This is a genomic window from Streptomyces sp. NPDC045470, from assembly GCF_040646595.1.
Taxonomy (GTDB): Bacteria; Actinomycetota; Actinomycetes; order Streptomycetales; family Streptomycetaceae; genus Streptomyces.
On the sequence record NZ_JBEZAN010000011.1, the window covers coordinates 106860 to 118044 of the forward strand.

9 protein-coding genes and 2 pseudogenes are annotated in these 11185 nt (G+C 69.6%); 8 read left to right on the plus strand and 3 right to left on the minus strand.

Going from position 1 to position 11185, the window contains the following annotated elements; all coding sequences use genetic code 11:
- The first annotated feature begins 30 nt into the window (after positions 1–30).
- The 6 genes and pseudogenes from AB0A97_RS27020 to AB0A97_RS27045 all read left to right on the plus strand — a co-directional run bounded on the left by AB0A97_RS27020 (position 31) and on the right by AB0A97_RS27045 (position 5117).
- On the plus strand, positions 31–978 hold the full coding sequence (locus AB0A97_RS27020; protein ID WP_361154758.1) for a hypothetical protein: 948 nt from the start codon (positions 31–33) through the stop codon (positions 976–978).
- Positions 979–992: 14 nt separating this feature from the next.
- Entirely contained in the window at positions 993–1916 is a 924-nt protein-coding gene (locus tag AB0A97_RS27025; protein ID WP_361154760.1) for an NmrA family NAD(P)-binding protein, read from the plus strand.
- Between the two features lie 261 nt (positions 1917–2177).
- The gene (locus tag AB0A97_RS27030; protein ID WP_361154960.1) at positions 2178–2822 is read left to right on the plus strand and encodes a DNA alkylation repair protein; all 645 of its coding nucleotides are present in this window, start codon (positions 2178–2180) and stop codon (positions 2820–2822) included.
- 306 nt (positions 2823–3128) lie between these two features.
- Positions 3129–4066: pseudogene (locus tag AB0A97_RS27035) on the plus strand (DNA-3-methyladenine glycosylase 2 family protein); the annotation flags it as partial.
- A 418-nt stretch (positions 4067–4484) separates the two neighbouring features.
- Positions 4485–4589 (plus strand): annotated as a pseudogene (locus AB0A97_RS27040) (dienelactone hydrolase family protein); the annotation flags it as partial.
- 180 nt (positions 4590–4769) lie between these two features.
- Positions 4770–5117, plus strand: a complete 348-nt coding sequence (locus AB0A97_RS27045; protein WP_361154762.1) for a VOC family protein — start codon at positions 4770–4772, stop codon at positions 5115–5117.
- Between the two features lie 222 nt (positions 5118–5339).
- Here AB0A97_RS27045 and AB0A97_RS27050 read toward each other — a convergent pair whose 3' ends face one another.
- Complete coding sequence (locus tag AB0A97_RS27050; RefSeq protein WP_361154763.1) at positions 5340–6152, minus strand: IS5 family transposase; 813 nt, start codon at positions 6150–6152, stop codon at positions 5340–5342.
- A gap of 110 nt (positions 6153–6262) precedes the next feature.
- Between AB0A97_RS27050 and AB0A97_RS27055 the strand changes: the two genes are divergently transcribed.
- On the plus strand, positions 6263–7126 hold the full coding sequence (locus tag AB0A97_RS27055; RefSeq protein ID WP_361154765.1) for a poly-gamma-glutamate hydrolase family protein: 864 nt from the start codon (positions 6263–6265) through the stop codon (positions 7124–7126).
- A 57-nt stretch (positions 7127–7183) separates the two neighbouring features.
- Here AB0A97_RS27055 and AB0A97_RS27060 read toward each other — a convergent pair whose 3' ends face one another.
- Both AB0A97_RS27060 and eno read right to left on the minus strand, forming a co-directional pair.
- Complete coding sequence (locus AB0A97_RS27060; protein ID WP_361154766.1) at positions 7184–8746, minus strand: DUF4157 domain-containing protein; 1563 nt, start codon at positions 8744–8746, stop codon at positions 7184–7186.
- A 346-nt stretch (positions 8747–9092) separates the two neighbouring features.
- Complete coding sequence (gene eno / locus AB0A97_RS27065; protein WP_361154768.1) at positions 9093–10400, minus strand: phosphopyruvate hydratase; 1308 nt, start codon at positions 10398–10400, stop codon at positions 9093–9095.
- Between the two features lie 215 nt (positions 10401–10615).
- On the opposite strand from eno, the gene AB0A97_RS27070 reads away from it, so the two are divergent.
- On the plus strand, positions 10616–11038 hold the full coding sequence (locus AB0A97_RS27070) for a MarR family transcriptional regulator (protein ID WP_361154770.1): 423 nt from the start codon (positions 10616–10618) through the stop codon (positions 11036–11038).
- Positions 11039–11185 lie beyond the last annotated feature (147 nt).

The following is an 11185-nucleotide window of genomic DNA, read 5'->3' on the forward strand; positions in this document are numbered from 1 at the left end:
TGTCCGCCTACCGCTCGGGGAGTGCCGCCTGTGACCAACCGTAGAGTCCCGCGCGCCTCAAGCGCCCACTCCCCCGCCGCCGTGGTGCTCGGCGGCGGCCTCACCGGCATGCTGGCCGCCGCCGTCCTGGCGGATCACGCCGAGGTTCAGATCGTCGAACGCGACCTGCTGGCCACAGCCCCTCGCTCCCCGCTCCCCGCTCCCCGCAAGGGCCTGCCTCAAGCCCAGCACGCACACCTGCTGTGGTCCGGCGGCGCCCGCACCGTCGAAAGCCTGCTACCCGGCATCACACAGCGATGGCTGGCGGCGGGCGCCCGCCGCATCCCTCTGCCCACCGGGCTGGTGTCTCTCACCGCGGCGGGCTGGCTGCGCCGGTGGCCCGAAATGCAGTACTTGATTGCCTGTTCCCGCGACCTGCTCGACTGGGGCGTACGCCGGCAAGTCCTGGCGCACCCGCGCATCCACGTACTGTCCGGCACCGAACCCGTCGGGCTGTCCGGCAGCGCCGACCACGTCACCGGTGTCGAGGTGCGCGACACGGCCACCCGGGACGTACGTCAGCTCGATGCCGACCTGATGATCGATGCCACCGGCCGTGGCTCCGCAGCGGCCGCCTGGTGGGCCGCACTCGGCCTGCCGCCCATGCCGGAGGAGCACGTGTACTCCGGCCTGGCCTACGCCACCGGTATCTTCCGCGCGCCCGCCGGTACGGCGCACTGGCCCATCGTCAACGTCCAGTCCGACGCGCGCCTGCCCGTCCCCGGCCAGACGGCGACCCTCGTTCCCATCGAAGGCGCGCGCTGGCTGGTGACTCCGTCCGGCACCCGCGGTGGCCAGCCGACCAGAGAAGCCAGTGCCTTCCTGCCGTTCGCCCGCAGCGTCCGGCACCCCGTCGTGGCCGACCTCATCGCCGACGCCGAACCGCTCACCGACGTCCGTCTCTCCCGCGGCGGGCCCCGCCGTTTCATGGTCCAGTAGCACGAGGAAGTGCCATGTCTCCACATTCCGCACCCGTCCTGGTCACCGGCGCCACCGGCAGGCAGGGCGGGGCCACCGCCCGCGCACTGCTCGCGGAAGGCGTTCCCGTCCGCGCCCTGGTGCGCGACCCAACCGCCGACCGGGCCAAGGCCGTCGAAGCAACCGGCGTCGAACTGGTCACCGGCGACCTTCACGACCGCGACTCCGTGATCCGGGCCGCAGAGGGCGCTCGCGCCGTTTTCTCCGTGCAGATGCCCGGCATCACCTCGGAAGGCTTCGATTTCGAAGGTGAGGTGGCTCAGGGCGTCAACCTCATCGAGGGCGCGAAAGCCGCCGGAGTGCCACAGTTCGTGCACACATCTGTCAGCGGCGCCGGTCGGCACACCAGGACTCCCGGCTGGTCCGAAGGCCGCTGGGCTTCGATGGAACCCACCCTGGGCGCCAAGAGCGCGATCCAGGACCGGGTCCGTACGGCAGGCTTCCGCCATTGGACGCTTCTCAAGCCGGGATTTTTCATGGAGAACTTCCTCCCGTCCATGGCGTTTCTGTTTCCGCGAGGCATAGAGGGCGGCCTGGTGAGCGTCCTGAACCCCGGGACGAGGCTGTCCCTGGCCGCAGTGGACGACATCGGCAGGGCCGCCGCCGCGGCCATCACCGCGCCGGAGCGGTTCGACGGGGTCGAACTGGAGTTGGCGAGCGACCACCTGTCGATGACGGAGATCGCCGAGGTCATCTCCCGCGCTCTGGGGACGCACCTGTCCGCGCCAGAAATGACCGAGGACGAAGCCATCGCCGCCGGGATGCCCGCGATGGGCGCCAGCCACGAGTGGCTGAACGTGGCCGGCCAGCCGGCCCGCCCGCAGTACGCGAGGGACCTCGGCATCCCGCTCACCAGCTTCGAGGAATGGGCGCAGAAACACCTGCGGCCCACCGCCTGAGCGTCCACACAATTCGGGGCGATTCCGCCAGCGCCACCGCACAGGAGACACTCGGCGGCCGTACGCATAAAGAGTGACCAGAAATCATCTCGGCTGCCACCATCAGCCACGAAAACGGACCGACACAACGCACAACACACCACGGCGCGTCACTGAAATACTCGAACAGCCGCACAGCACGGATCCGCCACCGTCGTAGGCTGAGATTCCGTGCGTGAGGACAGGAGGCCGAAAGTGGCCGATACGGTGTTGGCTGAGGTGATGGCCGAGCTGGCCGCGCTTGAAGACCCCAGAACGCGCGCCGTGAACGAGAAGTACGGTGACGATCACGGTGTGAACCTCGGTAAACTTCGCGCACTCGCGAAGCGGCTCAAGACGCAGCAGGAACTGGCCTGCCGGCTCTGGGAGACGGGTGACACCGCAGCAAAGCTGCTGGCCACCCTGATCTGCCGACCGAAGGCGTTCGGCCGTGACGAGTTGGACGTCATGTTGCGCTCAGCGCGCACACCCAAGGTGCACGACTGGCTCGTGAACTATGTGGTGAAGAGGAATCCGTATGCAGAAGAGCTGCGCCTGGCCTGGTCCACCGACCCTGATCCCGTGGTCGCGAGTGCCGGCTGGGCGCTGACCTCCGAACGCGTGGCGAAGAAGCCCGAGGACCTCGACCTCACGGAACTGCTCAACACCATCGAGGCGAAGATGAAGGACGCCCCCGCTCGCCTGCAGTGGGCGATGAACCAATGCCTGGCCCAGATCGGAATCGAGCACGCCGAGCACCGCTCCCGCGCCATCGACATCGGCGAGCGCCTGCAGGTTCTCAAGGACTACCCGACTTCGCCCGGCTGCACGTCCCCGTTCGCGCCCGTCTGGATCACCGAGATGGTGCGACGCAAGGAGCGTACGTAGGAATTCCGCGAGTACGTTCACGCCGCTCCTGCCTCAAGATCCGGCACCTGGTACACACCGCAGCCGGAGGCCCATTCAGAGGCCCACGGGGAACGCGCGGTCAGGTGGGGGCGGCGAATGCTGCATTCCCACTTGCGCGGCATGGTTCAGCCGTGGACACCCCACCCCGTGTCAGGACTTTGACATGACGTTGACGCACACCTAGCGTGACCCATGTCAGATGCCTGACATCAAAGGAACGAGTGACGCCATGCCGAAGTCCCCCACCGAGGGCCCCGAGGGCTACTCACTCACCGCACACGGAGGCTGACCGTCTCCCTCATCCCCACCGGCCCCTTCTCGCTCGCCTCCAGCGTGCGGTTCCTGATGAGCTTCACGCCCGCGAGCTACAACCACGCACCGGACGGCATCCTCCGCCTGGCCTTCCCCGCCGACGACGCGACATCGGTGCTCGCGGCCACCGTCCGACGGGAGAGGGGAGCAGACGGCGTGCCGGGCGCAGTGCAGGCCGAACTCACTGTCCAATCCGGCGCTCCGGCCCCGGAGAAGCCGGCCGCCGCCGGGCCTGCGATCGACACGGCCGGGCGTGCCCAACTCGCCCGTATCCTCTCCCTCGATGTCGACGGCTCCGGATTCCCGGCTCTTGGCAAGGATCCCGTGATGGCCGGGCTCATGGCGGACTACCCGGGGCTGCGCCCGGTGTGCTTCCACTCGCCTTACGAAGCCGCCGCCTGGGCCGTCATCGGGAACCGGATCCGCAAGTCCCAGGCAGCCGCCGTCAAGGCCCGCATCGCCCGTGAATACGGCCAGCGCATCCATGTCGCAGGCCAAATTCTGCATGCCTTCCCCACGCCCACCGTCCTGCGCGCCATCCCCACGTTCCCGGCCTGACCAGCCTCAAGGTCCAGCGGCTGCACGCGCTGGCCGATGCAGCCCTCGACGGGCAACTCGACGCCACCCGTTTGCGCGGCCTGCCTGCCGACCACGCCCTCGCCGAACTACGCGCTCTGCCAGGCATCGGCCCCTTCTCCGCCGAGCTCATCCTCATCCGGGGAGCCGGCCACCCCGATGTCTTCCCCCGCCACGAACCTCGGGTCCACCAAGCCATCGCCGCCGCATACGGGCTCTCCGCAGTATCAGCCGCCGACATCACCCAACTGTCCAAGGTTGCCGATCGGTGGAAGCCCTACCGCAGTTGGGCAGCCTTCCTGCTGCGCGTCCGGCTCGGAGACGCGCTCCCGCGGGGCGTCGCGCCCCAGCAGCGTTCAAGGCACATCGCCCCACCAGACGTTCGCGAGCCCACTGAGCGGCACGCCAGGCTTCGGTCCGCTTCGCAGCTGATGCTCGGGCAGTGAGAAAGGCGCGCCACGCACAACCGGTTTGGACCACGGACAACGGACCTCATCGTGAAAGGACGGGAGGATGGCGTGGGAGGACAGCCCACGTAACAAGTCGGTGCGAGACAGCGGGCGGGCATGCTCTGATCGTGAGGGGCATGGCCGATCGGGCGGTCCTGGCGCATCCGTTGCTCACAGGCATCTCGGCGGGACACCTGGCGCGTCTGGTGGAGGAACTGGCCCATGTGTGGGCTGGTGGGGCCCGGAGCGCCGTACGGGGCGGTGCTGACCCGTTGTCGGATCGAGGGGACGTACGGCGCTGCCGGCCCTCGGCGAACTCGTCCAGGCCCTGGACGCCGCGGGTGTCGGCTCAACCTCCGAGGTCTGCTCCGGCACCGTCCACGGCTTCACGCCGTCCGGCACCGACGCCATCAGCCTGCCGCGTCGCAGCGCCATGGGGCTGCCCGTTGCCCCCGGCCAGCGCACCTTCACCCACAACTGAATGCCGGTGACCAGTACGGCCTGTCGCGAAAATGTGCGCGCAGGTGGTTCGGCCGTAGTACTCCTTGGGAGTTGCAGGAAGCCAACTGTTGCCACTGGGAGTCTTTCGATGGCCGTTCGCCGTGTCGTACCCAACGTCCAGTCAGTAGCTGTGCAGGAATGCCGGGACTTCTACGGCCTGCTCGGGTTCGAGGAGGTCATGAATCACGGCTGGATCATGACCCTCGCCTCCCCCACCGATCCCACCGCCCAGGTCAGCTTCATGGCCGAGGACCAGACCGCGCCCGTCACCCCGGACATGAGCGTCGAGGTCGATGACGTGGACGCGGCCTACGCACTGATGCGGGAGCGCGGTGCGGAGATCGTGCATCCCCTGCAGGACGAGGAGTGGGGTGTTCGGCGGTTCTTCGTCCGCGATCCCAACGGCCGAGTGGTGAATGTGCTGGGCCACCGCTGACACCGTCTCGGAGGCGCCGCTGGTCGCAGTCACTTTTCGGGAGCTGCGGCCGACGACGGCGGCTCCGGGTGGAGGACGTTCGGGAAGGCCCTCTGACATCGCGATGGGCATCGCGATGGGCTCGGTTGCCGAACCGAGGGCCCGAGGCCATGAGCCGCGGCAGCTCATCGGAACCCCGGGCCACAGCACGCCCCCACAACCCTGTATGACTTAGGAGTCCTTTCAGAATGCTCTGCGGGCGAGGTTCATGCAGGCGGTGAGCTGGAGGAAGGCGTCGTGTATGTCGTCGCGTGTTTCCCATCGGATGCGCAGGCGGCGTGGTCCGTGGAGGTGGGCGATGGCTGATTCGGCGACCCAGCGGATGCGGCCGAGTCCGGATCCGTGGCCGTGCCCACGGCGTGCGATCTGCGGGGTGATGTTCCGCTCACGCAGGCGTCGGCGGTAGATGTCGAAGTCGTAGCCACGATCGGCGTATACAGCCCGGGTCCTGTGCCGGGGGCGCCCACGCCGGCCTCTGACGTGCGGTACTGCATCCACCAGCGGCAAGAGCTGCGTGACGTCGTGGCGATGTCCGCCGGTCAACGACACCCGCAGCAGCGTGCCGTTCGCGTCGGTCAGGATGTGGTGCTTGGAGCCCGGCCGCCCCCGGTCAACTGGGCTCCGCCCGACTTTTGGGCGGCTTCGCCCCCGCTTGGCCTGCACATGCGAGGCATCGATGGTGGCGCGGGAGAAGTCCAGCCGGTCCGCCGCCCGCAACCGGTCCAGCAGAACCTGCTGGAGCTTCTCCCAGACGCCGGCTGCCTGCCATTCGGCCAGGCGCCGCCAGCAGGTCGGACCAGAGCCGAAGCCCAACTCCTGGGGCAAAAACTCCCACTGGACACCCGTATAGAGGACGAACAAAATCCCCTGCAGTGTCTTGCGGTCATCGATCCGCTTACGACCCGGATACCGGAAACGGCGCGGATGTTTTGGCAACAGCGGCTCGATCACCGCCCACAACTCGTCGCTGATCTCCCACGGCTTCGCGCGAGCCATCCTCACCCCCAACGAGCGCGATCACCTACCCCTCCACCGTGCCATACCAAGATCTTTCTGCAAGGACTCCTTATCCCTACCTAATGCAGTTCAACGGGGAAGGACCCATCATGCCCGTCATACCCGCTATGCCCACCCTCAACAGACGCACCCTCCTGGCCGCCGCGACGGCCACCGCCGCGACGCCCTTTCTCACCGGGCTCACCACGCAGAACGCCTACGCCGCGCCGGCCGCCGCGAGCAAGGACCACTGGCTGACCAACACCGCCCTGTACGCGGACCCCTCCGTCGTAGAGGGCACGGACTACGCCCGTCGCTACCGCCGCCACGCGATGCTCGACGACGACCGCGGCCGGCGCCACGACTTCGCCAGGTCGGTGATCCTCGCCCCGCACGGCGGCGGCATCGAGACCGGCACCTCCGAGCTGTGCCTCGCCATCGCCGGGTACCGCCCCAAGGACCTCGCACCCACCCCGGCCCAAGGCCCGGTCTACGACTACTGGATGTTCGAAGGCATCCTCAAGAAGGACAACGGCAAGCTCCACGTCACCTCCACCAACTGCGACGACCACGTCGCCCGCTCGCTGTGCGCCGGGAGCCTGAACGCCCTGAGCCTGCACGGCTGCAAGCCCGAACAGGCCGGGCTTCCGGCCGGCACACCGGCCGTCCTCGTCGGCGGTCTCCACGCCACGCTGCGGTCGTACCTGATCGCCGAGTTCAAGGCGGTGGGCATCCGCGCCCAGGACGCCACCGGCATCCCCGCCCTCTCGGGCACCGACCCGGACAACATCGTCAACCGTACGATGCTCGGCAAGGGCGCCCAGCTGGAGATCACCACCTCGCTGCGCGCGTCGATGTTCCAGGACAACTCCGCCACCGGTCGCCAGAAGGAGCAGACGGACATCTTCCGGAACTTCGTCAGCGCCGCCCGCACCGCCCTACAGCGCCTGGAAGCGGGCCAGAAGATCCTGTAGGCCCCGCACGCGCCCCGCTACGGCCGGCCCCTGCCCCGGGCGGCGCCCCACGCCCCGCTACGCCTCCTCCCACTCCGACTCCGAGTCCTCCGGGCGGTGCTCGGCGCTCGACAGGCGGGACGTTCCGGACGTCCGCTCCTGCTCCGCGCCTTCCTCCGTCTGCTCCAGGACCCGGCCGCGGAACTCGTAGCCCCGGGGCGCCGCTGCGGCCGCCACCTGCTGGAGGGCGGGGCCGGTCAGCCAGTCGGGCGCCCGCCAGCGGAACATCTCGCGGTGCGAGCCGGACGCCACCACGCGGTAGCCGTACTCCGCACCGAACGTGGCATTGGCCGCGTCGAACGCCATCTCGCAGGCGCCGCACGCCTTCTTGACGCCGCCCATCGACACGTCCTTGATCTGGCCCTCGCCCAGCGGCCACGGGTTCTTCCGCCAGTACGTGATCTGCTCGCCGAGCAGCGTCATCTCACCGTGTACGGAAGCTTCCTTCTTGTCGTGCACGGGGCCGCCGTTCCAGGTGCCCCGCGACGACCGCAGCGCCTCCGTGGTGCCCGGAAGGTCCGTGTCGTCCCGGTGCGCCGCTTCGTAGTCCCCGGAGCGCGCCGCGCGCAGCTTGATCTGGTCCTTGCGGCGGCGTGGGTCGTCCGACAGCGGCGCGGCCGGGTCCATGGCGGCGTCCACCGAAGCGAGTCCGTCGTTCTGTTTCGCCTCGGACAGCTTCTTCTGTCCCGAGTTGGAGGAGTACCGCAGTCCCTCGCCGGGGACATGCGCGACCGCCACGTGCGGCGTCTTCCGGGCGTTCGGTGCGTGCGCCTCCCGTGCCAGCCGGTCCTGCATCCGCAGGTTCGCCGACCTGGTGCCCTCCTCGCTCGGCTTCACCTGCCGGTAGCGCGGCCCGTCGTACTCCTTGTGGCCCGTGTGATCCTTGTCGTCCGCCGCCCGCTGCACCTGTGGCGCCTCGGCCTCGGTCGTCGCCTGCGGTCCGGGTGCCGCCTCGACCACCGGCGGGGCCTGCACCATCACCCGGGCAGCGTTCTCCTCGGCCTCGCGCTCGAAGCGGTCGCCGGGGTCCGACACCCGCAGCCCCGTGCCGTTGTCGGTGCCCGCCACCGGGCCCTGCCGCTGTTGGATCACATGCGTCAGTTCGTGCGCCAGGGTGTGCCTGTCGCCGCCGCCCTCACCGAGGACGACATGGTTGCCCGAGGTGTACGCGCGGGCCCCGATCTCCCCGGCCGAACGCCGCGCCGCCGCGTCCCGGTGCACCCGTACATCGGAGAAGTCGGCGCCCAGCCTCGCCTCCATCTCCTGCCGCAGCGGGCCCTCCAGCGGGCTGCCGGCCCCCCGCAGCACCTCGTGGACGGCCGACCGCTGCACCGTGTCCTGCTGCACCGCGTCCTGACGTTCGGGCTGGTGGCCGCACCCGGGGCCGTGCGTGTGTCGCTCCTGCTCCATTGCTCGGAGTACGGCGGCGTTGCCTGCGGCACGCTGCAACGCCAGCAGCGCCGCGGTCCCGGAACCGGCGGCGGCCGGCCTGCCGGACAGCGGTCCGGCGCTCTGTGGGGGCCTGACCGGGGTCCGCCGCCGGCTCTCCGCCGACGACCGCTCCGGCTCGTGTGCGTGCATGGCTTCCTCATTCCGTACGACTCGCCGCCTCCGCCGGGCACGGTGCCACGCCCAGCGCCCGGCGGGAAGGGACGGAAGGGCAGCCCCGGGGGCAGCCCCGAGGGCAGCTCCGAGGAGGCGGTTCGCGCGGGATTTCCCGAGCACCACGGCCAGGGCTGCCCTGCTGCGAAACCGCGGACTCGCAGCCCCGCCAGGCATCCCCACCGGCTCGCACGCAAGAAGCGCAAGAAGACAGACATGAGGTACCCAGCCCGGGAAGGCACCTCCCCCAGCACGTGCGTGGGCCCCGGTCGTGCTTGAGTTCCAGTGATCGGGGGTCCACGCCGTCTCTACCTCTGCCTGCCGCTCACGCCCGACGCAGCGCCGAGCGGCCCGCGAAGCGCGCCGATTCGCCCAGCTCCTCCTCGATGCGGATCAGTTGGTTGTACTTCGCCGTGCGGTCGGAGCGGGAGAGCGAGCCGGTCTTGATCTGACCGCAGCCGGTCGCCACCGCCAGGTCCGCGATGGTGGTGTCCTCGGTCTCGCCCGAGCGGTGCGACATGACGGCCGTCCAGCCCGCCTGGTGGGCCGTGGCCACCGCGGACAGCGCCTCGGTCAGGGTTCCGATCTGGTTGACCTTGACCAGGATCGAGTTGCCGGCACCGGTGCGGATACCTTCGCGCAGCAGCGTCTCGTTGGTGCAGAACACGTCGTCGCCGGTGAGCTGGCAGCGGTCGCCGACGCGGGCGGTCAGCTCGCGCCAGCCGTCCAGGTCGTTCTCCGCCATCGGGTCCTCGATGGAGACGACCGGGTAGGTGTCGATGAGCCTGGCCAGGTAGTCGGCCTGTTCGGAGGGGGTACGGCGCACCCCTTCGCCCGCGTAGTCGTACACCCCGTCGCGGAAGAACTCCGACGACGCCGGGTCCATGACCAGGCCGATGTCCGTGCCGGGCCGGTAGCCGGTGCGCTCGATGGCGGTCATCACGAAGTCGAGCGCCTCCTCGGCAGTGCGCAGTGCGGGCGCGAAGCCGCCCTCGTCGCCGACGCCCGTGGAGTGTCCGGCGGCCAAGAGGTCGCGGCGCAGGGTGTGGAAGATCTCGCTGCCCATGCGGACGGCTTCGGCGAAGGTGTCCGCGCCCACCGGCGCGATCATGAACTCCTGGAAGTCCAGCGGATTGTCGGCATGGGCACCGCCGTTGACGATGTTCATCATCGGCAGCGGCAGGAGGCGGGCACCGGCGCCGCCGAGGTAGCGGTAGAGGGGCTGGCGGTGCGCCGCCGCGGCGGCCTTGGCGGCGGCGAGGGAGACGCCGAGTATCGCGTTGGCCCCGAGCCGGGACTTCGTGGTGGTGCCGTCGAGGGCGACCAGCGCGGCGTCGAGACCCGCCTGGTCCGCCGCGTCCCGGCCGCGTACGGATGCCGCGATCTCCCCGTTGACGTGGGCCACCGCGCGGTCGACACCCTTGCCGTGCCAGCGCGCGGAGTCTCCGTCGCGCAGTTCCACGGCCTCCCGGGCGCCGGTGGAGGCGCCGGAGGGGACAGCCGCGCGCCCCAGGGACCCGTCCGTCAGGACGACGTCGACCTCGACCGTGGGGTTGCCCCGGCTGTCGATGATGCGGCGCGCGGTGACGGTCTCGATGGCGGCGTTGACGCGTCCGGCTGCGTACGCGGACATGGGAGGTCCTTCCCGTTGTCGTGTGCCGTGGCCCCGGCTGCGGCAACGTTGGCGCTGAGCCCGACGAGGAAAAACCATACAGCAATGCTGCTCAGTTCGCCTGCGCAGCTTGGCTGTGCAGTTTTGCTGTGCAGCATTGCTGTAGAGTGGTGCCGCGTAGCGCTTCCGTGCAGGTCAGGTGCGCGGCTTTGCTGGTCAACGAGGTAAAGTGCCCTATGCCCACCCCGGAAGCCGCCGCTGTCGCCGCCGAACTGCGTACCGCGATGAGCAAGCTCACCCGACGCGTCAAGCACGAGGACCGCATCCCCCTCGGGCAGATCGCCGTGCTCGGCACTCTCGACCGCGAGGGCGCCATGACCACCAGCGACCTCGCCGCCGATCAGCGCGTACGCCCCCAGTCGATGGCCCGGGCGGTCGGGCTGCTCATGGAACAGAACCTGATCACGCGCCGGGCGCACCCCACGGACGGCCGCAAGTCACTGGTCGAGCTGTCGGACGAGGGCCGGGCCGCGCTCGAAGCGGAACGCGGCCGCAGGGCAGGCTGGCTCGCGCAGGCCATCGAGGCTGAACTCACAGACGAGGAACGGGCGTTGCTGTCACGCAGCGCCGCGCTGCTGGAGCGGCTCGCCACACGCTAGACGAGCCATTCCCCTGTGGATCAGTGATCGTGGTCCTGACGAGATCGGCGCGTCTCGCCGCAGGCCCTGTGCGTGTGTGTAGGGGCGTGCGCGTGAGGAGGGTGGCAAGTATCGGCCATACCCGTACGTACCTCCTCACGGCAACCG

What these genes read in the sequence shown, in the direction of transcription:
- AB0A97_RS27025 (WP_361154760.1), top strand. Translation starts at nt 993, where the DNA reads ATGTCTCCACATTCCGCACCCGTCCTGGTCACCGGCGCCACCGGCAGG.
- AB0A97_RS27030 (WP_361154960.1), top strand. Translation starts at nt 2,178, where the DNA reads ATGGCCGAGCTGGCCGCGCTTGAAGACCCCAGAACGCGCGCCGTGAAC.
- AB0A97_RS27045 (WP_361154762.1), top strand. Translation starts at nt 4,770, where the DNA reads ATGGCCGTTCGCCGTGTCGTACCCAACGTCCAGTCAGTAGCTGTGCAG.
- AB0A97_RS27050 (WP_361154763.1), bottom strand. Translation starts at nt 6,152, where the DNA reads ATGGCTCGCGCGAAGCCGTGGGAGATCAGCGACGAGTTGTGGGCGGTG.
- AB0A97_RS27055 (WP_361154765.1), top strand. Translation starts at nt 6,263, where the DNA reads ATGCCCGTCATACCCGCTATGCCCACCCTCAACAGACGCACCCTCCTG.
- AB0A97_RS27060 (WP_361154766.1), bottom strand. Translation starts at nt 8,746, where the DNA reads ATGCACGCACACGAGCCGGAGCGGTCGTCGGCGGAGAGCCGGCGGCGG.
- eno (WP_361154768.1), bottom strand. Translation starts at nt 10,400, where the DNA reads ATGTCCGCGTACGCAGCCGGACGCGTCAACGCCGCCATCGAGACCGTC.
- AB0A97_RS27070 (WP_361154770.1), top strand. Translation starts at nt 10,616, where the DNA reads ATGCCCACCCCGGAAGCCGCCGCTGTCGCCGCCGAACTGCGTACCGCG.